At 31.5% G+C, this 23,799-nt stretch carries 29 protein-coding genes; 25 read left to right on the forward strand and 4 right to left on the reverse strand.

All coding sequences use genetic code 11. From position 1 onward, the window contains the following. The first annotated feature begins 297 nt into the window (after positions 1-297). The 10 genes from DFR54_RS03775 (at position 298) to DFR54_RS03820 (ending at position 10,968) form a co-directional block, all read left to right on the forward strand. On the forward strand, positions 298-1,140 hold the full coding sequence (locus tag DFR54_RS03775; RefSeq protein WP_114288973.1) for an energy-coupling factor ABC transporter ATP-binding protein: 843 nt from the start codon (positions 298-300) through the stop codon (positions 1,138-1,140). Continuing rightward, entirely contained in the window at positions 1,116-1,988 is an 873-nt protein-coding gene (locus DFR54_RS03780; protein WP_170126912.1) for an energy-coupling factor ABC transporter ATP-binding protein, read from the forward strand. The genes DFR54_RS03775 and DFR54_RS03780 overlap by 25 nt, the downstream gene beginning before the upstream one ends. Then, on the forward strand, positions 1,978-2,775 hold the full coding sequence (locus tag DFR54_RS03785) for an energy-coupling factor transporter transmembrane component T family protein (protein ID WP_086340811.1): 798 nt from the start codon (positions 1,978-1,980) through the stop codon (positions 2,773-2,775). Before DFR54_RS03780 ends, DFR54_RS03785 begins: the two co-directional genes overlap by 11 nt. Positions 2,776-2,839: 64 nt before the next feature. Then, entirely contained in the window at positions 2,840-3,586 is a 747-nt protein-coding gene (gene truA, locus DFR54_RS03790) for a tRNA pseudouridine(38-40) synthase TruA (RefSeq protein ID WP_114288975.1), read from the forward strand. A 151-nt stretch (positions 3,587-3,737) separates the two neighbouring features. Then, positions 3,738-4,181, forward strand: a complete 444-nt coding sequence (gene rplM, locus DFR54_RS03795; RefSeq protein ID WP_086340813.1) for a 50S ribosomal protein L13 — start codon at positions 3,738-3,740, stop codon at positions 4,179-4,181. A gap of 13 nt (positions 4,182-4,194) precedes the next feature. Further along, positions 4,195-4,587 (forward strand): 30S ribosomal protein S9, encoded by a 393-nt coding sequence (rpsI, locus tag DFR54_RS03800; protein ID WP_086340814.1) that lies wholly within the window; start codon positions 4,195-4,197, stop codon positions 4,585-4,587. A 131-nt stretch (positions 4,588-4,718) separates the two neighbouring features. Next, the gene (locus DFR54_RS03805; protein WP_114288976.1) at positions 4,719-5,462 is read left to right on the forward strand and encodes a hypothetical protein; all 744 of its coding nucleotides are present in this window, start codon (positions 4,719-4,721) and stop codon (positions 5,460-5,462) included. 291 nt (positions 5,463-5,753) lie between these two features. Next, positions 5,754-5,954, forward strand: a complete 201-nt coding sequence (locus DFR54_RS03810) for a hypothetical protein (protein WP_114288977.1) — start codon at positions 5,754-5,756, stop codon at positions 5,952-5,954. Between the two features lie 71 nt (positions 5,955-6,025). After that, the gene (locus tag DFR54_RS03815; RefSeq protein ID WP_114288978.1) at positions 6,026-6,250 is read left to right on the forward strand and encodes a hypothetical protein; all 225 of its coding nucleotides are present in this window, start codon (positions 6,026-6,028) and stop codon (positions 6,248-6,250) included. A gap of 170 nt (positions 6,251-6,420) precedes the next feature. Further along, a complete protein-coding gene (locus tag DFR54_RS03820) occupies positions 6,421-10,968 on the forward strand; it encodes an NACHT domain-containing protein (RefSeq protein ID WP_114288979.1) in 4,548 nt (1,515 codons plus the stop codon). A 344-nt stretch (positions 10,969-11,312) separates the two neighbouring features. Here DFR54_RS03820 and fosX read toward each other — a convergent pair whose 3' ends face one another. Further along, positions 11,313-11,720 (reverse strand): FosX/FosE/FosI family fosfomycin resistance hydrolase, encoded by a 408-nt coding sequence (fosX, locus tag DFR54_RS03825; protein WP_114288980.1) that lies wholly within the window; start codon positions 11,718-11,720, stop codon positions 11,313-11,315. A 64-nt stretch (positions 11,721-11,784) separates the two neighbouring features. Between fosX and DFR54_RS03830 the strand changes: the two genes are divergently transcribed. The 3 genes from DFR54_RS03830 to DFR54_RS03840 all read left to right on the forward strand — a co-directional run bounded on the left by DFR54_RS03830 (position 11,785) and on the right by DFR54_RS03840 (position 13,391). Next, positions 11,785-12,123 (forward strand): RidA family protein, encoded by a 339-nt coding sequence (locus DFR54_RS03830; RefSeq protein ID WP_114288981.1) that lies wholly within the window; start codon positions 11,785-11,787, stop codon positions 12,121-12,123. A gap of 123 nt (positions 12,124-12,246) precedes the next feature. Further along, complete coding sequence (locus DFR54_RS03835; RefSeq protein ID WP_114288982.1) at positions 12,247-12,843, forward strand: TetR/AcrR family transcriptional regulator; 597 nt, start codon at positions 12,247-12,249, stop codon at positions 12,841-12,843. Positions 12,844-12,854: 11 nt separating this feature from the next. Next, positions 12,855-13,391, forward strand: coding sequence for a GNAT family N-acetyltransferase (locus tag DFR54_RS03840; protein WP_114288983.1), 537 nt, complete (start codon positions 12,855-12,857; stop codon positions 13,389-13,391). A 21-nt stretch (positions 13,392-13,412) separates the two neighbouring features. Here DFR54_RS03840 and DFR54_RS03845 read toward each other — a convergent pair whose 3' ends face one another. Further along, on the reverse strand, positions 13,413-14,282 hold the full coding sequence (locus tag DFR54_RS03845; protein ID WP_114288984.1) for a MerR family transcriptional regulator: 870 nt from the start codon (positions 14,280-14,282) through the stop codon (positions 13,413-13,415). 102 nt (positions 14,283-14,384) lie between these two features. Here DFR54_RS03845 and DFR54_RS03850 point away from each other — a divergent pair, with 102 nt between their 5' ends. Continuing rightward, positions 14,385-15,407, forward strand: a complete 1,023-nt coding sequence (locus DFR54_RS03850; protein WP_114288985.1) for an NAD(P)H-dependent amine dehydrogenase family protein — start codon at positions 14,385-14,387, stop codon at positions 15,405-15,407. Between the two features lie 63 nt (positions 15,408-15,470). Here DFR54_RS03850 and DFR54_RS03855 read toward each other — a convergent pair whose 3' ends face one another. After that, a complete protein-coding gene (locus DFR54_RS03855; protein ID WP_114288986.1) occupies positions 15,471-15,905 on the reverse strand; it encodes a GNAT family N-acetyltransferase in 435 nt (144 codons plus the stop codon). 159 nt (positions 15,906-16,064) lie between these two features. Here DFR54_RS03855 and DFR54_RS03860 point away from each other — a divergent pair, with 159 nt between their 5' ends. The 11 genes from DFR54_RS03860 (at position 16,065) to DFR54_RS03900 (ending at position 22,874) form a co-directional block, all read left to right on the forward strand. Further along, positions 16,065-17,144, forward strand: coding sequence for an ABC transporter substrate-binding protein (locus DFR54_RS03860; protein WP_114288987.1), 1,080 nt, complete (start codon positions 16,065-16,067; stop codon positions 17,142-17,144). Beyond that, a complete protein-coding gene (locus DFR54_RS03865; RefSeq protein ID WP_114288988.1) occupies positions 17,144-18,724 on the forward strand; it encodes an amidohydrolase in 1,581 nt (526 codons plus the stop codon). Before DFR54_RS03860 ends, DFR54_RS03865 begins: the two co-directional genes overlap by 1 nt. Before the next feature lie 74 nt (positions 18,725-18,798). Continuing rightward, positions 18,799-18,927 (forward strand): hypothetical protein, encoded by a 129-nt coding sequence (locus DFR54_RS13445; RefSeq protein ID WP_264477929.1) that lies wholly within the window; start codon positions 18,799-18,801, stop codon positions 18,925-18,927. A gap of 27 nt (positions 18,928-18,954) precedes the next feature. Then, the gene (locus DFR54_RS03870; RefSeq protein WP_114288989.1) at positions 18,955-19,473 is read left to right on the forward strand and encodes a dihydrofolate reductase family protein; all 519 of its coding nucleotides are present in this window, start codon (positions 18,955-18,957) and stop codon (positions 19,471-19,473) included. A gap of 102 nt (positions 19,474-19,575) precedes the next feature. Beyond that, a complete protein-coding gene (locus DFR54_RS03875; protein ID WP_114288990.1) occupies positions 19,576-19,980 on the forward strand; it encodes a MarR family winged helix-turn-helix transcriptional regulator in 405 nt (134 codons plus the stop codon). Positions 19,981-19,993: 13 nt separating this feature from the next. Beyond that, entirely contained in the window at positions 19,994-20,632 is a 639-nt protein-coding gene (locus DFR54_RS03880; protein WP_114288991.1) for a nitroreductase family protein, read from the forward strand. 16 nt (positions 20,633-20,648) lie between these two features. Then, positions 20,649-21,014 carry a DUF1304 domain-containing protein gene (locus DFR54_RS03885; RefSeq protein WP_114288992.1) on the forward strand — a complete coding sequence of 122 codons (366 nt, stop codon included), beginning with the start codon at positions 20,649-20,651 and terminating at the stop codon, positions 21,012-21,014. Between the two features lie 424 nt (positions 21,015-21,438). Further along, entirely contained in the window at positions 21,439-21,699 is a 261-nt protein-coding gene (locus DFR54_RS03890; RefSeq protein WP_086340838.1) for a GlsB/YeaQ/YmgE family stress response membrane protein, read from the forward strand. Positions 21,700-21,718: 19 nt separating this feature from the next. Next, the gene (locus DFR54_RS13200; protein ID WP_167800465.1) at positions 21,719-21,880 is read left to right on the forward strand and encodes a hypothetical protein; all 162 of its coding nucleotides are present in this window, start codon (positions 21,719-21,721) and stop codon (positions 21,878-21,880) included. A gap of 22 nt (positions 21,881-21,902) precedes the next feature. Beyond that, complete coding sequence (locus DFR54_RS03895) at positions 21,903-22,169, forward strand: hypothetical protein (RefSeq protein ID WP_114288993.1); 267 nt, start codon at positions 21,903-21,905, stop codon at positions 22,167-22,169. Positions 22,170-22,247: 78 nt separating this feature from the next. Continuing rightward, a complete protein-coding gene (locus DFR54_RS03900) occupies positions 22,248-22,874 on the forward strand; it encodes a hypothetical protein (RefSeq protein ID WP_114288994.1) in 627 nt (208 codons plus the stop codon). A 282-nt stretch (positions 22,875-23,156) separates the two neighbouring features. Here the strand turns inward: DFR54_RS03900 and DFR54_RS03905 are convergent, their stop codons facing one another. Further along, positions 23,157-23,666 carry an SDR family NAD(P)-dependent oxidoreductase gene (locus tag DFR54_RS03905; protein WP_170126913.1) on the reverse strand — a complete coding sequence of 170 codons (510 nt, stop codon included), beginning with the start codon at positions 23,664-23,666 and terminating at the stop codon, positions 23,157-23,159. Positions 23,667-23,799 lie beyond the last annotated feature (133 nt).

Consider the following 23,799-nt stretch of genomic DNA (forward strand, 5'->3'; position numbering starts at 1 on the left):
TGATCACTTTATAGATGATTCTTTTAGAGTGTTATGATGTTGGAAAATTTATTTTTTCCGAGTCTAGCTCGGTGCTAATCCTCTGACTTTTAGTCGGAGGAGGCGCGCTCATCATATAAAGTGCTTTTTTTATACGTTCGTTTTAATGCGCTTTAATTGTCATTTATCTGAATAAAGATTAAGATAAATAGGTATTTATCGAATCTGAAAATGTTTCCTTGTATTTTTAATTAACATTAAGAATAGAATGAAACATTTTTTTAAAATAAACATAAAAAGGATAAGGAAGAGGCTTACATGAAGACTCCTTTAATAGAACTTAAAAATATAACGTTTAAATATCAAGGAGAAGACACCAAAAGTGCTTTAAATGATGTCTCTCTGAATATCTATCCTGGCGAATGGGTGGCTTTAATCGGTCATAATGGTTCAGGAAAATCAACTTTAGCTAAAACAATTAATGGTTTAATTACGCCTAATGAAGGTGAGATTTTAGTTAAAGGCGAAAAAGTATCTGAGGACAATCTTTGGGATGTTCGTCGTATGATTGGAATGGTGTTTCAAAATCCAGATAATCAGTTTGTTGGTTCAACTGTTGAAGACGACGTGGCATTTGGTTTAGAAAATCAAGGCGTACCTCGTGAAGACATGTTAACTCGTGTTAAAGATGCTTTAGAAACTGTTAGAATGGCAGATTTTTCTACAAAAGAACCTGCTAGACTTTCTGGTGGGCAAAAACAGCGTGTGGCAATTGCTGGTGTGATTGCTTTAAGACCAGATGTGATTATTTTAGATGAAGCAACTTCTATGTTAGACCCTCAAGGTAGACAAGAAGTGATTGAAACAATTCGTAAAATAAAAGATGATTCTAATTTAACAGTCATTTCAATTACTCATGATATTGATGAAGCGGCTCATGCAAATCGTGTTTTAGTTATGCGTGAGGGAGAAATTATTCAAGAGGGATCACCTGCTGATATTTTCTCTCGTGGAGAAGAGTTAATTGAGCTTGGACTTGATGTACCTTTCCCTGAAAAACTTAAAGCAGCTTTAGGTGAACGTGGTATTGAGGTACCTGAGAATTACTTAACAGAGGAAGGGATGGTTGATTGGTTATGGACATCAAGTTTGAACAAGTAGATTTTACCTACCAACCTCATAGTCCTTTTGAGCAACGAGTTCTTTTTGATATTAACTTAGAGATTCCGTCGAATAGCTATACGGCTATTGTAGGTCATACTGGAAGTGGTAAATCAACTTTACTACAACATTTAAATGCTCTTTTAAAGCCAACAAAAGGTCAAGTAACAATTGGGGACCGTGTAATTACTCCTGAAACTGATAATAAAAATTTAAAACCAATTCGTAAAAAAGTCGGAATTGTTTTCCAATTTCCAGAGTCTCAATTATTCGATGAAACTGTGGGACAAGATATTGCCTTTGGACCTAAAAACTTTGGCGTGTCTGATGAGGAAGCTGAAAAACTAGCTCGTGAAATGCTTGATTTAGTTGGCCTAGATGAAAGTTACATGGACCGTTCACCATTTGATTTATCAGGTGGACAAATGCGTCGTGTGGCAATTGCTGGGGTTTTAGCAATGGAGCCTGAAGTGGTTATCTTAGACGAGCCGACAGCTGGACTTGATCCAAGAGGTCGTAAAGATATTATGGAAATGTTTTACCGTCTTCATAAAGAAAAAGGCATTAATATTATCTTAGTGACTCACTTAATGGATGATGTGGCGGAGTATGCTGATTATATGGTGGTTCTTGAAAAAGGAAAAATCCATAAAAAAGGTGCGCCACGTGAAATCTTTGAAGACGTTGAATGGCTGAAAGAAAAACAATTAGGCGTTCCTACAGCCACTGATTTTGCTTTTGAGCTGATGAAAAAAGGATATGAGTTCTCTCAATTACCATTAACTGCTGATGAGTTGGCAGATGAATTAACTGGTTCGTTGAAAGTAGGTGGCCAAAATGATGAATAAACTGATTTTAGGTCGCTACATTCCAGGAGATTCGATTATTCATAAATTAGATCCGCGTGCTAAATTAGTTGCCAGTTTCTATTTTATTGGGATTATTTTCTTATGTAATAACTTTTTAAGTTTTGGCGTGATGTTTGCTTTTACGATTTTTGCGATTTTAATGTCAAAAATTAGCTTACGTTTCTTTATTAATGGTGTTAAGCCACTGATTTGGTTAATTCTCTTTACCGTGTTACTGCAAGTCATGTTCTCACAAGGTGGAGAAGTTTACTTTAAGTGGTGGATCTTTAGTATTAGTGAATTTGGGATAAAAAACGGAGCCTTTATTTTTATTCGTTTCGTGTTAATTATTTTTATGTCAACCTTACTAACGTTAACAACACCGCCATTGTCTTTATCTGATGCCATTGAGTATCTTTTAAGACCTTTAAAAGTTGTAAAATTTCCAGCACATGAAATTTCATTAATGTTATCAATTGCTTTACGATTTGTACCAACTTTAATGGATGAAACAGAAAAAATCATGAATGCTCAACGCGCTCGTGGTGTGGATTTTGGTGAAGGTAACTTAATGCAGAAAATGAAAGCAATTGTGCCATTATTAATTCCGCTATTTGTAAGTAGTTTTAACCGTGCGGAAGATTTAGCGATTGCTATGGAAGCAAGAGGTTATCAAGGTGGAGACGGTCGAACAAAATACCGCGTTCTACATTGGGAATTCCCAGATACACTTGTGGTCATTGCATTTGGCTTATTGACAGCTTTATTAGTATTTGTTAGAAATTAAACTCATGGCCTGTGACTTAACTTTGTCATAGGTCTTTATTTATTTTATAGAAAGAAGGGAAATTATGCCACGTTACAAGGCAGTGATTGCTTATGATGGGACTAATTATGCAGGATTTCAAGTGCAACAAAATGCCCATACAGTTCAAGCTGAAATTGAAAATACACTGAGACGTTTTAATAAAGGAAAATCAATTACGATTCACCCGTCTGGTCGCACAGATTCAGGTGTTCATGCTAAGGGTCAGGTAATTCATTTTGATTATCCCGACGTGCGTGATAGTGAGAAATTTCGTTTTGCATTAGACACACAAACTCCAGATGATATTAGTTTTATTTCAGTGGAGCAAGTTCACGAAGATTTTCATGCTAGATATTTGGCTAAGGAAAAAGTTTATCATTATTATGTGGACTTAGGACAAACAAGAGACCCTTTTAAACGCTTATATTCGGCTCACTATCGCTATGAACTCGATTTAGATAGAATTAGGCAAGCAGCTAAGTATATTGAAGGAGAGCATGATTTTAGCGTTTTTTGTGCAACAGGTAGTGCAGTGGAAGATAAAACCCGTCATGTCTATGAAGTGAACTTAGTTGAGCTTAGTGACACAGAGTTAAGATTTGAGTTTCGTGGCAATGGTTTTTTATACAAAATGGTGCGAATGTTAGTGGGAACACTTCTTAAAATTGGGAATGGTCAACTACCAGTAGATGCTATAAAAATTGCCTTAGAAAACCAAGATAAAAAAATGACTGGACCAACAGCTCATCCTGAAGGGCTTTTCTTAATGAAAGTCGACTATGAAAGTTAAAAAAATATTCAAAATGCTATCGAATTTTATTGACATATCAAGGGATTCGCGATAATATGTTAGATGGTATTGTTTGACCACAACATGGTGAGCCCCGGAAACTTATTATGTAATGCCAAACATCAAGAACATAAATTGGAGGAAAGAAACCATGCGTACAACATATATGGCCAAAGCTGGCGAAATCGATCGTAAATGGTTTGTAGTAGACGCAACAGATGTTCCTTTAGGTCGTCTATCTACAGTAGTAGCATCTATTTTACGTGGAAAAAATAAACCAACATTCACACCTCATGTGGATACTGGTGATTACGTAATCGTAATTAACGCTGATAAAGTTAAATTAACAGGAAACAAAGAAAGTGACAAAGTATACTACCGTCATAGCCAACACCCAGGTGGAATTAAATCTATCACTGCTGGTGAATTACGTGACAAAAACTCACGTCGTTTAGTTGAGAACTCAATTAAAGGTATGTTACCAAAAAATAGTTTAGGACGCTCAACAGCTAAAAAACTATTTGTATACGGTGAAGCTGAACACAAACATGCAGCACAACAACCAGAAGTATTAGATATCACTAACTTAATTTAAGGAGGGAATTTCATTGGCTAAAGTACAATATTTAGGCACAGGCCGTCGTAAAAAATCTGTAGCTCGCGTACGCTTAGTACCAGGTACAGGAAAAATCGTTATGAACAACAAAGACATTGAAGAATATATTCCACATGCTGATTTACGTGAAGTAATCATGCAACCACTAGTATTAACAGAAACTAAAGGCGCATATGACGTATTAGTTAACGTTAACGGTGGAGGATACGCAGGACAAGCTGGGGCAACTCGCCACGGTATCTCTCGCGCTCTTTTACAAGTAGATCCAGATTTCCGTCCAGCTCTTAAACGTGCAGGATTGTTAACTCGTGACGCTCGTATGGTTGAACGTAAAAAACCAGGTCTTAAAAAAGCTCGTAAAGCTAGTCAGTTTTCAAAACGTTAATTCGTTTTTATACAGAATTTCAAGGCATCTTCCATTTGGAGGGTGTCTTTTTTTATATCCAAAATTTGATTGTTCGCTTGAAAAGAGAACGTACGTTCTGTATAGTTAGAACTAATGAGAGGAGTATTATGATGAAAATATTAAATAATGATTATGAATTAGACTATAGCTATATGGAAGTTACTACGAGAATATCCCCTTATGTTCAAGAACTGGGAGATCCTATTTTTTATTTTGATGCTAGATTTTATATACAGGAAAAAATTGTAAACGAAGATGGGGAGTTAATTAATCTGGAAGATGTTTTAGCTATAATAATTACTGGGCATACAGGTGACTTTAATTCAGATTATACCTATAGTGTAGATGCCATTTCGGACCGTGCGATTGAAAGTTATGTTTTTTTGAAAGCTTTGTATGAAGATATGTATGACTCTAAAATTCATGATGAAGTAATTATTAAGACAGGCCAAGGTATGAATAGATGGGTAACATTAGAACAAGTTTATTTAGGAGAAAGCTTTAGCGGATCTAGTGAAGTTATTCAAGTAGATTTATTCGAGTGTGCTTTGATTGAATTTAAGAAAAGATGGAATCAACTTTTTCATGACGATGTGAATCTTGTAGGTTTTTCTGAAGATTTGTATGTGTCTGACGATGAAATAGCACAGAAAAAAATTAAATTAGCTTATAAAAATGTAGGTTTCATTTCAACTTTAAAGAATCAAAAGGTAATCAAAGATAATATTTATAATCAAAGCCAAAATATAAGATTAAAAGATATTTTTGAATTAGATGTAAATAATCAGCTATTTAATAAAAATATAAAAGATCCTAGTAGAGGTTACTATTTTTCCTTAATTTATAATGATTAGTATTCTTGTTACGTTCTTTTAGATTGATTGTAGTATTAAGTAGACCACCCAAAATAAATTAAAAATACCATGTTAAAAATTCCTTTATCTTTGAAATTTTTATCTTAAGCTCAAAATTTAGCATCTGTACAAGCAACAGAAAGAAGTGCTAGGGTTACGGCTATATCTTCGACAATATCAGCATTTAACACATCGAAAAAATAAGCTAAATATAAACACTGGAAAAACTATATTAGTTTTAACTCAGTCTTTTATATATTTATTTATAGAAAATTAAGGAGTGTAGGGATTATGAAAAAAGTAAAAGTAAGTGTTTTGTTAGCCATTGTTAGTTTGATAGTTCTATCAGGTTGTGGAAAGAAAGATTTATCAGGAGTTTACTATTATGAGCAGACTAAACCCATGACAACATCAAAAAACTCTAGTGAAGATGTACAAGTATATAAGTTGGAAATAGTTTCATCTAGTGATGATAAGAAAAATATAAAGTAGCAGAATCAGCACAATATAATCCTCCTGCAAGTGAAGGGATACTAGAAATTGTTGATAAAAATTATCTGAATATGAAAATGTCTAAAAATTCCAATGAATTAAATCCTAGTGATATACTTGATGGAATTGATATTAGCGAACTAGAAAAAGAGAAATTTTCTTTTAAAAAAGGTGTTATTGAAATAGGAGAAGTAAAATTCTATGGAGGTAGTACAAAAGAAGGTAAGAAGTATGAGAAAGTTTGGGCAGGTAGTTCGACGTGGAGAGAAGAATTTAGAAAACAAAGTGGTAAATAATATGAATTTAAAAGTAAACTTGTAAAAAAACAAGTTTATTTTTTTTATAAGAATTTTGTGAATGAGCTTTCAATAATATAAATTATTGTATTTAAAGAGATGGTATACTGAATTAGACAAATCAGTTAAAAGTTTTATATAAACAATAATTAATTATGAGGTGACTAATTATGCCATATGAAAAAGGTGGACGAGCAGATAAGAATGGAAATAGATTTGAAACAAGATGGGCGGTGTTTCAAATATTACAAGTTTTAGAGGAAAATATAAAGAGTATAACATTGGAAGCGTTGGGAGAAGACGAAAAAGGTATAGATATATGGGTAGGTATGAATGATGGAAAAAAAGAAGGGCAACAGTGTAAGGGGAGAAATGCGAGCCAAGAATATTGGGATTATAGCAGCATAAAAGAAAAAGGAATTTTTGAAACTTGGAAATATCACTTAGATAGAGACCTAACCAACACGGTGTCTTTAGTTTCACCTTTAGCATTTACTTTTTTGGAAGATCTAACTGAAAGAGCAAGAACTAGCAGTGGTATTCCCTCTGAATTTTATAAAGAACAAATACTGGGTTCTAGTAAAAAATTTATTAATTTCTTTGATAATTTTTGTATAGCAATGGCTATAAATAAAGAGGAAGATTCAGATATGATGAAATGTATTTCTTATTTGCAAAGAATTTTCTATCATCAAGTTCCAGATTCAAATTTAAAAGACTTGATTTTAGGAAAAATAAGCTATCTACTAGTTGGAGATGGAGAAAGAATATATTCTACTCTTGTATCGTGGATAGTCGAGGGAGAGATGCTAGGGCAAAGTATTGATATTTCAGCTGTATATAGTTTTTTAGAAGAAAGAGAGATAGAATTAAGAGATTTAGTGTCTGATGTAAGAATACAACCTAGAATAAATCAACTAAATAGAGAATATAAAGAATCTTTTACTAAAATTGATGGACAGCTAATTGATAGAAATGAATTCGCAATATGCAGAAAAATGATTGATAATGAAGAATCAATTATAATACATGGTAAAGCAGGAAGAGGAAAAAGTGGATGTACCGTTGATATTATAGAGCATTGTGAAGAAAATGTTATACCCTATCTTGCAGTTAAATTGGATAGACATGTTCCAAAAAGAAATGCAGATATATGGGGACAAGAATTAGGTTTAGCAGCATCAATAGCATATTGTATAGACAGTATATCGAAGGATAAGCAAGCTGTTCTTATTCTAGATCAATTAGATGCTTTACGTTGGACTCAATCTCATTCTCACGAAGCGCTGTCAGTATGTCAACAAATTATAGACCAAGTAAACCAACTAAATTATGAGAGAGAAAAAAATATATCAATTGTTTTTGTATGTAGATCTTATGACTTAGAAAATGATAATAATATAAGTAATCTATTTAAAGAAAATATAGATAAAAATATTTCAAGAAAATGGAATAAAGTTCAAATTAACGAATTAAATGATGAAGTAATATTTAATATAATTGGTGATAGATTTAACAGTTTAACAAGTAAATTAAAAGAAGTATTGAGAATACCGAGTAATTTATATATCTGGAAACAGTTAGATCCCAAAAAAAATTATGCAGAGTGTACGTCAACTAGTCATTTAGTTGAAGAGTGGTGGAAACAGCTATCTAAAAAATGTATTAAATTAGGTTTGAATGAAATTGAATTGAATAGTGTGAAAAATAGAATTGTAGATTGGTTAGAAAAAAGAGGGAGAATATATTTTCCAATAAACGTGTTAGATATAGGTGAGTCGTACATAAATTTTTTATCATCGAATTCTTTTTTAGTTATTCAAGATAATAAAGCTTTTTTTGCGCATCAGTCAATATTAGACTACTTTCTAGCTAATAATTTAATGAGAAAATATTACGAAGATGAAGATATTATAGAAATAATAGGAGATAAGGATAATCAGACACCAAGTAAAAGATATCAAGTACAAATGTTTTTAGAAATGTTATTGGAGCAGGATAGCAATGATTTTTTAATTATTGGACAAAAATTGTTTGAATCTGATCAAATAAGATATTTTGTCAAGTTTATTTTTCTAGAAATATTGAATCAAATAGATTTATTAGATGAAAACATAAAAAAATTTATACTAGATAAGTGCGAGGATAAACGATATGAAGTTTATTTAATAAATAATGTCTATTTTGGTAAGCCTCAATATGTAAGGTTATTAAGGAAAGAAGGGATTTTTACTGAGTGGTTAAAAGAATCTGAAAAGAAACAGATTACTTTTAAACTAATGGGAAGCATTTCTCCTAATTATGATAAAGAAGATGTGCTTTTTATGTTAAATTATTCCTTTAAATCAGAAGAAGATGATAATCTGATTATCAATTGTTTACCTTATGATATAAATGAAGATACAGATGAGCTATTTGAATTGCGAATGATGTTTTATGGAAAGTATCCCGAAAAGGCAGACGGGTATCTTAATATAAAAAATATGATAAAGTCTGGTGAAATGAGAATTATAAGATTACTTGCTTTGTTACTTGAAAATAATAAGAATAAACACGGGAAATCTATTTATCGTTTTGAGGAAGAGTTTTTAGAAATTGACAAAGAAATATTTATAAATAATGGAGTAGAGATTCTTAACTTATTGATTCCGTATATACCGAAAGAAATTGAGAAAATGTATTCTTTTTCTGAATGGTCAGAGAAATATACATATAATAATGGATTGGAACGAGCGTGCATTAATATATTAAAAAAAGCTAATTTTAATATCATTATGTCTAATCCAGACTTGTTTCTGGAATACTATAAAGAATATATGGGAGAAGGTTTTTATCTATTTAATGAACTTATACTAGATGCTATGTACTATCTTCCAAAATCCTACAGTGATTTAGTAATAGAATATTTAATGCAAGATTTTGATAAAAATCTATTTGTGATAACTGATGGTAGCAACAGCGAGTTGACTTTAGCTAAAAAGGTATTAGGCAAACATACTATGTATTGTAGTTTAAACATTTTTAGAAAATTAGAAAACAACATCATAAAGTATATCGATCCGTATGCAATAGACTGGTATAAAAGAAGGATAGAACATAATAAACAAAATAAAGGAAGGAGTGTATACTGGTCTTTTTATGGAGACTTTCAAAAGGAATTATTAGAAGCTCTACCTACTAAACGAATCAGTCCTCATGTTTTAGAGCTGTTGAAAGTTTTAAATAGAAAATTTCCCGATGGAGTAACTAGATATATTAATCATGGCGTGGAATCTGGCACTGTGACATCTAAATTATATGGAAAAAAACTCGATGCTAAACAGTGGCTAAATATTATTACTAACAAAAAAATAAAAGATCGAGATAGATGGCATTGGACTCATGATTTTGTAGATGATTCAATTAAAGGTTTTTCAGATAGTTTTAGAAACGCAGTGTCTAAAGAACCTGAGAAAATGATTAATTTATTAATTTCAAATCAAGAAGTGGTATTTAGTGAGTATGTTGATGCTCTGTTTAGTGGGGTAGCTAGTAGTGAGAATATCAAAAAAATACCTATAAAACTTATAGAGGAAATGATTGTAGTATTTTCATATGATTATGAGTCTTATAGAGCTAGTTACATATGTGATATTCTTGAAAAGAGAAGTAATGAAAAATGGACTATGACTATTATCCAATGTTTAAGTGATATAGCAGTTAATCATAAAAACCCAGAAATTGATAAAGTGAATGTAACTAATTTTGAAGATCAAGAAATGAAAAGCTTTGAAATGTTACAAAGTAACGCTTTAAATTGTGTTCGAGGTAATGCTGCTAGAACAATAGGTTCGTTATTGTGGGATAATAGTGAATTATTTAAGGATTTTCAAAGTACAATTGAAAGAATGACTTTAGATGAAAACGCTGCTGTTAAATTAGCAAGTTTTGAAGCATTGATTCCATCATACAATATTAATAAGGAATGGGCTTCAGAATTAATTATCTCGTTATATGAACAAGACTTTCGATTAGCAGGTATGTATCAAAGTAAAACTTTAATGTTTTTTTTATATCCTAAGTACCGTGAGCAAATCCTTCAAACTATATTAAAATGTTACGAATCTGATGATAAAGGACTCATAAGGGTAGGGGCATACCGCCTTAGTGAGATGTATATTCTAAAAGATGAATATATAGAGATATTAAGTAATATTGATAATATGAGTGAAGATCAAGCCAACGGAGTATTGGATATGGCTATTAATTATTTTGATAAAGATGAATTTAATGAAAAGATAAAAGATGTGATTCTAAAATTCAAGAATAGTGAATTAGATATTGAAGTTCCAATTTCAAAATTATTCCGTAGTGATTACATTGACTTGAATCGTGATAAAGAATTTTTACTTAAAGTAATGGATTCAAATATGAGTCGTAGAACAGTTCATAGTTTTGTTATGTACCTTGAACAGGAATCAGTATCAATCATTGATTATAGTGATATTATTATAGCGATGAGCTATCAAATAATTATGAATAGAGATAGTTGTGATAATTATTGGGGAATTGATGATGAAATCTCAAAATTAGTAGTAGGATTGTACGATGAAACTTCAGAATCCTCTGTAGATGAAATAAAAAAAATTGGAGATAAGTGTCTTGATATTTGGGATTTAATGTTTGAAAATAATATTGGCTCTATCAGAAGTTTAAGTAAAGAAATTATGGACAGATAGAAAAATAGTGGTGTGAACTTTGATAATTTCTAGCTCAAAATTATAGTTTTTAGTCTAAAGTTCACACCATTCAGATGAAATTGATTGAAATTAGATGAAAACATAGGTATTTTACTTGATTGAAAAGCTTGATGTTAAAGCTTTTTGAAACTTATGAAAATAAAAGTTGTTAGAACCAAGTCTTAAAAAAGCTCGTAAAGCTAGTCAGTTCTCAAAACGTTAATTGCGATTATCGTTCGAGGTTTCGAGTTACGAGAATCGTACTGGGCGAAGCTTTGCTGAGCGCAGTTACAATAATCATGACTTTCAAGGCATCTTCCATTTGTTTGGAAGGTGTCTTTTTATTATTCACAATATCCCTTCAAGCGTTCCTCCAAAGTTCCTGTATGTAGCTCAAATAAATGATTATCATAATCATAAAAGTAAATAGATTTAGATTCTGCCGCAATGCGTGACCTGCCATCTTTTATCTCTAATCCAAGAGCTTCAATTTTTTCAAGATAAGTGTTAAAATCGGCTTCATCAATTTTAAAAGCAATGTGGTTATAGGGTTTTTCAGATAGAGAATCACCTTCCATTAAGGCAATCCACAAATCATCAATTAATAAAAATTTTTCATGTGATAGAGAGAAGTTTTTGGCATGGCTATCATAAACTTCTTTAGCACCTAATAGTTGAATGAAAAGTTGAGCGCTTTTTTCTATATCTTTAACAATAAATGTCATATGACTAATAGTTGTTGATTTACTCATTAAGTGTCCTCTTTTCTTTGATGTTATTTTTTATGCTAAACTAGTTAAAAAGGGAGTTGGTAATATGGCAATATATAGTAATAGTGTTATTTCCAAAGATAAACTATTAATTATTTCTGGTCAAACACCTGAAATTAAAGGTGATGTTCCTGAAGAGATAGAGGTTCAAGTAGAAATTGTGTTAAATAAAATTCTTGAGACAATAACAGAGCAAAACTATCAGAAAGAAAATCTGCTTAAAATGACTGTTTATATTACAAATGCTAGTTACTTAGCTAGTGTCAGAGAAGTATTTACAAAAGTTTTAGGTAATATTAAACCTGCAATGACTTTAGTTGTTATTTCTGAATTAATTAATCCAAAATTCAAAATCGAAATAGATGCAACTGTTGACTATAATTAACATTTTCTCAAATTGAGGAAGTGTTTTTTATTTTCTTTTGAATCATTTTTCTTTGACAATTTTTATGTTTTCATTTATCTTTAAATAGACATTGATGTTCGTTTTGATAGAAGGAGGATTTAGATGCCTAGAGTCAGTGATGATTATTTAGAAAAAAGACGGCAACATATTTTAGAATCAGCTTTAATTATTTTTTCTAAAAAAGGTTTTACAGAAGCAACAATGAAAGACGTTATTGAAGAAGCTGGTATTTCAAGAGGTGGGTTATACGCTCATTATGATAATATCGAAATGCTTTTTTTAGAGGCGTTGAAGTTTGATGATCAGAAAGATAAAGTTTTTCTTTTGTCAGGTAATGAAAACAAGTCAGTTTTTGAAAGGCTAGAGGAATGGTTAAGAGATGTTTTTAAAGAAATCAATGAGCCAAATAAAAATCTAGTCCGTGCACGATCTGAATTTTTCTTACGTTTTTCAGCTGAAGAAGTTCCTTATATTTCTGACAGAAGAAAAGAGTTACAAGAAGTTTTAGTGACTTTTTTAGAGGAAGGAATTAAGAAAAAAGAGCTAAATAAAACATTAAATAGCGTAATTTTTGCAGATTTATTAATTTCTATGGTTGATGGTTTAATGCTAAGTGAAGCCAAAAATCAATCTTCTAAAGAAATTCTTCAAAAAAAAGTGGATACCTTAATTGAGATGGTAAAAAAATACGTAGTTTAGGAGAAAAAGCGATGTTTGAAAACGAAAGAATTAGATTAAGAAAAGTAACTATAGCTGATGCACCGATTTATAATAAATGGCGTAATGACACAGAAGTCATGTATTCTACTAGTCCTGAGCTAGATCAATTTACGTTGAGTGAAACAGAGAAATTTATTGAATTTATTACTGAATCACCAAATGGCAAAAGCTATATGATTGAAACAAAAGAAGACAATCAGACAGTAGGGATTATCTCATTAATCGACATCAATCATAAAGATCGTTCGGCGGAGTGTATTATTGATATTGGTGAGAAAGAAAAGTGGGGGCAAGGCATTGGAAGAGATGCTTTTGAGTTATTACTAAATTATGCTTTTAATGAGCTTAATTTTCACCGTTTATCCTTAAGAGTTTTTTCTTTTAACAGACGTGCTATTACTTTATATAAAAAACTAGGTTTTAAAGAAGAAGGCGTTATGCGTGAGGCTTTCTACCGTTCTGGCCAGTGGCATGATATTCATTTTATGGGAATTTTAAAACGAGAATATATGAGTGATACTCAATAATTGGATATAAAAAAAAGAGGTCTAGAGGCCTCTTTTTTGTTTAACTGGGACTTGCATGCGGATATACATGCTACGTTTTGTTTGATGTAATTGAGGAACTTCATAAATAATTTCGCAAACATAGTCACCAATAATTTCTAAGTTTTTAGTATCAATTTTTTCTTTAAATTTTTTAATAGCTTCACTTTCTTTTGAAAAATCATCACAGTAGTCAACAGCATAGGTACCGCTGATTAAGGAATCTAAGGAGGCTGATATTTTACTCTCTTTAAATAAAGCTTTTTGCTTAGTGGAAAAGAAAACAAAAAGTTCCTTGGAAACAAGCTTTCCTGTTTTTATTTGATATTGATCCATAACAGAACCAATTCTGCTACAAGAAGGAATAAAAGGAAAATTAGTAGCTAAATATTTTTTGAATTGTCTTAAGTGATATTCATATTTTTCAGCTGTGATGTCATAAATATTATCAGGAATACTAAATTTAATAATATTTCTTTTAGGTAATTTAATGAGTTCAATATCGTTGGAGGTGCGACTATTTTCATAAATATGAGTGGCTTCTCTGAAGGCTTCAATTTGGCTAATCTTCATTTCAACTTGTAGCTGTTTTTGTTCTAACTCTCTTTGTTGCTCGATTAATGTATGTTGTAAAAACTCTAAGTTATCATGTCGATTAAGAATTTCTTTTATGTCTTCTAAAGAAAAGTCTAAGCTTTTTAAGAATTGGATCATGTCTAAAACAGAAGATTGCATTAAATCGTAATAACGGTAATTCGTTAGGTTATCAACTTTAACTGGATAAATTAATCCGATTTTTTCATAATATCGCAACGTTTGAATACTTAAATTATTAAGTTGCGCAAACTCACCGATTTTAATTAATTGATTCATTTAAATTCTCTCCTTTTTAAAATGCTTGCTTAACTCTATACCAACTATAGACATTATACTATAATTGTGAAAAACATAACAATAAGAAATGGAGAGATTTAAATGTTAGCAAAAACAAAAGTCATTCAATTTGGTTGTGGGAAAATGGCGGAGACAATGATTAAATATTTAGTTCGTCATGGTGCAGAAGTTGTTGGAGCAATTGATACAAATCCGGCTGTTGTTGGCAAAGATATTGGCGATTTTGCAGGTTTAGGTTATAAGACTGGTGTGAAAATATCTGCTAATGCCAAAGAGGTTTTTGAAAATTGTGATGCAGATGTTGCTGTTGTGACTATCTTTAGTTATATGCCAGAAATGTATGAGTTTTTTGCTTTAGCTTTAGAAAATGGTGTGAATGTTATTACTACTTGTGAAGAAGCTATCTATCCATGGAACACATCTCCTATTGAAACCAATAAATTAGACAAAATAGCAAAAGCTAATGATGTATCTATTACTGGTAGTGGTATGCAAGATATTTATTGGATAAATATGCCTAGCTTAATGATGGCTGGTATGAATGATATTAAAAAGATTAAAGGTGCTGTTAGTTACAATGTTGAAGATTATGGTTTAGCTTTAGCGGAAGCTCATGGTGCTGGCTATGACTTGAAAAAATTTGAAGCTGAAATTGCTCAAGCTGAAAGTTTACCTTCTTATATGTGGAATGCAGCAGAAGGTATTTGTAATAAAATGAATTGGACAATTAAAGAAATATCACAAAAAAGTGTTCCCTTTACTTTAGAGGAAGATATCTATTCTGAAACTTTAGGTAGAACTATTTCAAAAGGGGATGCCATTGGGATGTCAGCTGTTACAACGATTCAAACCTATCAAGGAATTGAACTTGAGGTAGAGTGTATTGGTAAAGTTTACCGTGAGTCGGATGGTGATATGTGTGATTGGGAAATTATCGGAGAACCTGGGATGGTATTCTCACTGGAAAAACCAGATACAGTAGCCCATACTTGTGCAACTGTTGTGAATCGTATACCAACTCTATTAAGTGCACCAAGTGGTTTTGTAACGGCAGATCAACTTGAAACGCCAAATTACTTAACTTATCCAATGCATATGAATTAAATAAGGAAAAGCAGAGGTGAAAAACTCACTTCTGCTTTTTTGTTATTCTGTATTTTGAAAAATCTATCTATACAAAATTCGTAATTCTTCATCAACTGTAAAGCCATTCTTTAAGTAAAAATCATAGGCTGGAACATCTTGACTAGTATTTAAAATAATAGCATTCATACCACGTGATTTAATATCTGCGTCCACTAACTCTAAAAATTGTGAACCATAGCCTTTGCCTTGACTATTATAGGAAACACAAAACTCATCAATATAATACTCTAAGCCCTCAATCCAAGGTTTAATCATTCCGATACTCATAACTTCTATTTTATTATCAATCAAGCCAACATATCCAATACATTGATTGCTTTTTAAAAAATTGTGGTAGTAAGCTCGTACCTTATCTTTTGACTCAAATACATCATTCCAAGGTTCTTTTGAAAAAGTATCGATGTACAAATCAATACATTCTTCTACATGAGCCATTTTTAGTTCTTCTAATTTCATAGAAACACCGCCTTTGTTTCTCATTTTAGCGAATTCAAATTTAGGTGTCAAAAAAAGCTGAATTTTCTTTTAAGTTCAATCTTTTTTGTTTGTCTTTTTCGTTAAAATTGATTATTCTTATCGAGAAAATAAGTTTTTTGGAAAGAGGGAATTGATGAATTGAAAAGGTTACAGGTATTTTTGTTGGGGATTGTTTTAATTTTAGGAATCCTTTTTGGGGTAAAAGTTGTTCTAAATGCGCAAACTGCAGATAAGGACACGTCTAGTAATAACACACTAGTGATTTTTAACTGGGGCGAATATATTGATCCGGAATTAATGAAAGCTTTTGAAAAAGAGTCGGGCTATCATGTTATCTATAGTACTTTTGATTCTAATGAGGCCATGCAGTCAAAACTCATGCAGGGTGGGACGCGTTATGACTTGGTATTTCCAAGTGAGAGTGCAGTGCCTAAGATGTTAGAAGAGAATCTACTATTGCCACTTGATCATAGTAAAATTATTGGTTTAGAAAATATTTCTAGTTATTTATTAGATAATAAATTTGATCCAGGTAATCAGTTTACAGTACCTTATTTTTGGGGAACTTTTGGTATCATGGTGAATCAAACAAATGAACAGGCTAACCACATTACAAAGTGGTCTGATTTATGGAAGCCAGAATTTGAAAATGATATTTTAATGGTTGATGGAGCTCGTGAAAGTATTGGACTTGCTTTGCAGTCAACTAATCAATCATTAAATGAAAAATCTTCTGAAAAAGTTAGTGAGAGTGTCACGTATATGGAAGGTTTAAGATCTAATGTGAAGGCTGTTTTAACAGATGAAATCAAGACTTTAATGATTAATAATGATGCACCTATTGGCATTGGTTATTCTGGAGATGCGGCTTTTGTAATGGGTGAAAATCCAGATGTTAAATACGTGATTCCAGAAGATGGCAGTGTGATTTGGACAGATAACTTTGCTATTCCTAAAACAGCTCAAAACTTTGAAGGTGCCTATGCCTTTATTAATTTTATGTTACGTCCAGAAAATGCGAAGCAAAACGCTGAATACGTAGGTTATGCCACACCTAATGAAAAGGCAAAAGAGATGCTACCTAAGGAATTAACTGAGGATCAGTCATTCTACCCAAGTCTTGAGATGATTGAAGGGATGGAGCATTACGAATACTTAGGAAAAGAAACTGTTGAGATGTACAATGATCTTTTCCTTGCATGGAAGATGGGATTATAATGTCAGTCATTTTACGTTCAAATCATATATTTGATACAGAAACTAAAACAACTTATCCAGGTTTTATTCAAATCAATAATGGCATGATTGAAAGCATTGGTAAGTTGTCAGAAATACCTGAAAATATGTCTATTTTGGATTATTCGGAGCAGATGATTATACCGGGCTTTATTGATGCCCACGTTCATTTTTATTTATCAGCTTTAATCCATAGTGGGTGCCTAACTCATCTGACAGGCGTTACGGAAGCTGAATTTGTAGCTGGTGTGAAAGATGTGCCAACAACAAATGGTTGGAAAATAGGCATTGGCTGGTTTAGTAGTGATTTTGGTCAAAATGTTTATCCGAGTAAGCACTCTTTAGATGTTGAGTATAAAGATGTACCGGTGTTGCTGATTTCTGGAGATGCACACAGTATTTGGCTTAATTCAAAAGGTTTGGCAGAACTTGGAATAACATCTGATAATATTCCTACTGACTTAAGTGGTGAAGCAATGGTTGATGAGTCTGGTGAATTAACAGGTTGTTTTTTAGAGGCGATTGCTATTAATTGTTTGTCTCAAGTTCTAGAAAGTTTTAAGGAAAAAAGTAATGATTATTACTTAGATTATATGAAACACTTAAATAAAATGGGTATCACAAGTGTTGGGGATGTGGCTTTAACTGGCGAGTGTGAGGATGATTTAGTGTATCCAGAGCTTTATGAAGCTGTTGAGGATGAAGCTACTGTTAGAACAAGTTTCTATCCGGCTATGCGAGAAGACATTTCTAAATTAAGTGAAACTTATGCAACTTACAATTCAGATAAACTTCAAATGGGTGGTGTGAAACAATTTTTTGATGGTGTGACAAGTATTCATACAGCCTTTTTAAAAGAAGAATATGAAACACCTTATTTTGAGGGAGATGTTGGCAGTCCTTTGATTCCAAGTGAAACGATGCGGGAGTTTATTTTAAAAGCTAATGCTGAAGGTTGGCCAATTAGAATTCACACGATTGGTGATAGAGCGATTCATGAGGCCCTGACTTATTACAAAGAAAGTTTAACTAAATTTCCATTACCACAAGGAAAATACAATACTTTAGAACATTTGGAAGTCATGGATAGTCAGGATTTATCATTAGTTAGTCAAGAACAGCTAGTGATTTCCGTTCAGCCAAGCCATTTGTTAGTAGGCTATGATACTTTAGATGAGGAAGTTGGGAGCATGCGAGCTGCAGAGATGTTTCCTTTTAATTCCTTTTTAAAAGTTGGAGGAACTTTAGCTTTTGGAACAGATACACCTGTTGTTGTAGATGTGACGCCGATTGAATCTCTCTATTACGCAGTAGCAAGACGAGAAAAATCAGGTGTGCCAAGTGAGCGATTAATGCCAAAAGAAGTGATTTCAATAGGTGAAGCTTTATACGCTCACACAAAAGGCGCAGCTAAAGCTCTAAGTCGTGATGACATAGGAACAATAGCAGTTGGAAAAAAAGCAGATTTTACGATAATTTCTAAAAATCTGTTAGAAGTTACAGAAGAAGAAATTTTAGAAACAGAAGTCGTAGCTACGATATTCAATGGAGAAGTGGTGTAAGAGATTGTCAGACAATCTCTTTTTATTTCCACAAAATCATGTATAATAAAAAAAGTTAAAAGTGGGTGAAAAATATGGATAACAAAGCAAAAATGATGGAAATCATTAAAAAGAAACAATCAGGTGGCAAAGCGACTAAAAAAATGGCAGACCCAAAGAATGACCGCAAGAACATGCGAAAAGGACCGAAGATTTTTAATTAAGATTTTAATTGACTAGGAGTGATTCTAATGGCAATTTTCTTTTACGGTTGTACTACTTTAGATGGTTTTTTAGCTGATAAAAATCATCAGATTGATTGGTTGCATGAAATTGGTTCTGTTGAGGAAACGAGTTACGATGAATTTTATAGTGAGATGGATATCTTGATTATGGGGCGTAGAACCTATGATGATATTAAAGAGATGCCTGATCTAGAAAAATTTTACGGTAAAACTCAAAATTATGTGTTTACTCATAAGAGCAAAGAGAATACAGCACTTTTTGAATTTGTTTCAGCAGATATAGTTGATTTTGTATCAAATATTTCAAAAGAGAAAAATATTTGGATTGTGAGTGGAAACTCACTGATTGCACCATTATTAGACAAGCAGCTGATTGATAAAATGTATCTTCAATTAGCACCAGTTTTACTTGGCGAAGGTATTCCTTTGTTTACTCAAAAAGAAGGCAAACAATTATTTGATTTAATCGAAGTTAAAAAATATGGTCAATTTGCAGAACTTGTTTTAGAAAAACATCATCATTAAAGATGGTGTTTTTTATTTTGAGCAAATTACTTCCTTTAAAATTAATTTTGTTTTATAGTTGACTAGTCAACTATTGATTAATCAATTTATAAGGAGAAAGAAATGAACTTACGAGAGACGAGTAAATTATTGTATCAATTGAAGTTAGCCAATCAAGAAATGACTACTAAATTTGAAGAGAAAACTGGTTTTAGTATTACGCGTTATGAATTAATGCAAATTTTAAAAGAAAATGCACCTTGTTCTCAGTCGCTCATTCAAGAAAAGCTAAAGATTGATAGTGCAGCTGTCACTAGGCATTTAAAAGTATTAGAAGAAAAAGCTTATGTGATACGTGAGCGAAATAAAGAAAACAATCGGGAAGTTATTGTTAATATCACAAAAAATGCCTTAGAGGATTTGAATTCCTGTGAAGTTAAACATAAAGAAGAAAAAAAGTTAGAGTTTTCCTTAACAGAAAAAGAAGAGCAAACACTATTAGAATTATTAACAAAATTAGTTAAATGAAAGAGGAATAAATATGTCAAAAAAATTTACCAACAATGATTTTTCAGATATTACTTTTGGGAGAAAATCAGTCCGTCATTATGATGAAACTTACAAAATATCTCATGAAGAAATGTTAGAGATGATTCAAGAAGCAACAACAGCACCATCATCAGTTAATCTACAACCATGGCGTTTTATTGTTGTTGAGAGCGAAGAAGAAAAAAGCAAATTGAAACCATTGATTCGTTTTAATCAACTACAAAATGACACATCATCAGCTATGGTATTATTCTTTGGTGACATGAAATGTTATGAATTAGGCGAAGAAATCTATGATCAAGCTGTGGCTGAAGGTAAAATGCCTAAAGAAGTTAGAGATGAACAACTTGCTGCCATCATCCCTTATTATGAAAGCTTTTCTGAATCAAAAATGAATGATGTAATAAAAATTGATACGAGTCTAGTAGCTATGCAATTTATGTTAGTGGCACGAGCTCATGGTTATGAAACGAATCCAATTGGAGGATTTGAAGAGGATCAATTAGCCGAAGCATTTGGTTTAGATAAAGAGCGTTATGTTCCAGTGATGATTGTTTCGATTGGTAAAGGAAAAGAAGCTGGCTATGAATCAGTTAGACTTTCTGCTGATAAAATTACAGAATTTAAGTAATTAAAGGAGAAATCAAATGTCTACCATATCAATAGGTTTAATTGTTTTAGTTGCTGTTGAATTTTTTTACATTATGTATTTAGAAACTTTCGCAACAACTTCAAGTACAACTAGTCGAATTTTTAATATGAGTACCGATGAATTAAATAGAAATTCTGTTAAAACACTTTTCAAAAATCAGGGAATCTATAATGGGTTACTGGGAATCGGATTGTTATACAGTGTATTTTTTTCAACTGCGACTTTAGAAATCAGTAGGTTGTTATTAGTGTATATTATTTTGGTTGCTCTTTATGGCAGTTTAACAAGTGATAAGAAAATAATAGTCACTCAAGGTGGATTAGCTATTTTGGCGCTGATATCTACTTTTGTGATGGGATAAAGAAAATTTAACCAACCTAAAAACCTACTTTAATCAAACGAATTGTAATATTAAAAAGAACCGTAATTCATTATGGTTCTTTTTTATTGGAATTTAATAACGTAAATAATTATGTTTTATAACAGAAAAATAGAAAATAGAATACCTGATAAGAGCCTAAAAGCTAAGGTGTTATGAGCATTTAAAATAAACAAAAACTTAAAAATATAAGATAACTAAATAAAATCACAACTAGACCACTGTAATTTTTGTAACACTTAAATAACTATATTTCAAAAATAATTTATAAAAATAACGATTTATTACATATTCTGTAAACGCTTGTTAATAAAAATAAAATAACTTATGATTTATATATAAATAAAAACGCCACTACATGATATGACTTGTCAGTGCTGTTTTTAATAGAAAGGGGAAACAGAACATGCATTTAATCGCAACTATTATAGTAGGTATTATTATTGGGGCAATTGCAGGAGCGTTTACCTCAAGAGATTTTCCAGTAGGTGGATGGATTGGAAATCTAATTGCTGGTCTAGTAGGTTCATGGATAGGTCAATCACTATTTGGAGAATGGGGACCAAAATTTGCAGATATCGCCATTTTTCCATCCATTATTGGAGCAATTTTGTTAGTCGTAGTGACTTCACTAATCATGAATAATAGTACAAAAAGACAATATTAATAGATAGGAGATGGAAGTAATGAAGAATAAAAATACATTAGTTAATGTGTTGATTCTAGCAACAGCTACTCATTTTCTGAAAAAATGGTTAATGGGTGATGACAAAGAAGACGTTAAGGAAGTTAAACAGGACAGCACCTTAAAACGTAAAAAGGAACAATTATTGGAATTATTTAGTTAAAAAGTAGAAAGGACAATGAGAGATGAGTAAAAAAGACGATAAAAAAATAGAAAATAAAGAGTTTAGAAATACTATTGGCTCAAATTTAGATGGTGGAAAATTTAAAGAATTTCAGAGTCCGGATAAAGAAGAACCAGATGAAAAGGAAGGCTCTATTTCACCATTAGTTGACCCAGAAATAAAAGATCCAGAAGTTCCATTGGTTAACGATGATCCTGAAAAACCATTGTCACCTTTAACAGAGCCTAATGCAAAGGACAGAAGTGGAGACAATCATAAGAACGACTAATTTAATCGTTTAGTTAATCACCTATAGGTTGCTTATCTATAATGATAGGCAATCTATTTAACTTGGAAGGAAAAAATTATGCTAATCAAAGGTTATTATTTACTTATTAATAGTTTTAAAAACGTTATTCGTACTAAAGGGATATTATCTACTTTTTTATTGTCTATTTTAATCTCGGCAATAGCTTTTTTTAGTTTTAATGTGTATGCATTTTTTAGTCACCTACAGAAAAATATGGCAGAATCTATTGATAAAGAAACGGATTTAATTGAAATCCAGATGAATGCTGCCCCTCTGATGGCAATGACTATATTTAAATTTGCAGCACTGTTGCTTTTTATAGCATTACTTTTATTAACAATAGCCAACATAAAAAGAAGTTTCTCCCAGTTTTTTGTTGCGCAAAAAAATGAGTTTAAAATCATGTTTTTACTAGGAGAATCACTTCTGTTTTTAAGGTTATTTAATGCGTGCCAAGTATTACTTTTTTCAATTTTCTCATTAGCCATTGGCAGTTTAATAGGAACTAAAATATTCTATGAAGCTGTTATTAAAACGATTCAAATTGGTATTGTGTCAGAAGATGTTAATACTTTTCACGGTGATACGCTACTATTGATTTTTGTTCTGATATTTTCTTTAATTTTTGTTTTTCTTTCAACGTTTATGACTTCTAATAAAAGAATCGAGTCTTACGTGTTGTGAGTTTAGCGTTATTTTATCTCTCTTAATATTATCTTAAAGGTTTCTTCATAGAAAAGAGACACTTGGTTATTTTTTTCTTCTTATTTAGTAGCTATTATATATGTATACCAACAAAACAACCCTAACAAACTTTTTCATTTTATTTACTCCTCCAAAGTAGATAAAACAACTCCTTTTTAAGCCACTAGCTATGAGCTAGTGGCTTTTTTTGTTCTTTCTGACTTATAAACAAAAATATGCAATCTCTGAATAATTTTCAAAAGAGATTGCATATTTCCATTTCTATGACTCCTTTATATTGATATTTTTACCAGTGATATTAATAGCGTGATCAGAAATAAGAAATGCAACAATATCTGTAATGTTTTGCCTAGTAGTTGTAGATTTGATTAAACATTCCTCTGTCAAGTTACTTGAAATACTGTTTGCTCTGATTCCTTGTTGTTGAATGAATTGTTTCATCAATTGCTTGGTAACAAGATCGATAGCTATTAAATCTTCAGATAACAAAATTTTGTTCTCGCTTGTTATTAAATTATTAGTGATAACCGCATCTATTTGCCCAAAGTGTTTAGTGGCTAATTTAATTAAAATATCTACATCTTTTGATTTTTCAGGATTAGCCTGAACAGCAATTGCCTTGTGATTCCCTAATTTTTCAACCAATGCATTTGCTTGTTCTTGTTTATAATTATACTGAATAATAACATTACGGCCTTTACTGACAAGAGTTTCAGCTATCTTGGGGCCAAGACCTTGACTACTTTTAGTAATTAAGACAGTTTTTTTCAAATAACTAGCTCCTTTTATATAATAATATAGTAAGACGATAATTCATTTTAAATAACAAACGTTCGTCTTTTTTTTATTATATAAAAGTAAATTGGTATAATCAATTTAAATGATTTATTTTCTTTAGTATTAC

It is taken from the genome of Vagococcus fluvialis (genome assembly GCF_003337315.1).
GTDB lineage: Bacteria > Bacillota > Bacilli > Lactobacillales > Vagococcaceae > Vagococcus > Vagococcus fluvialis.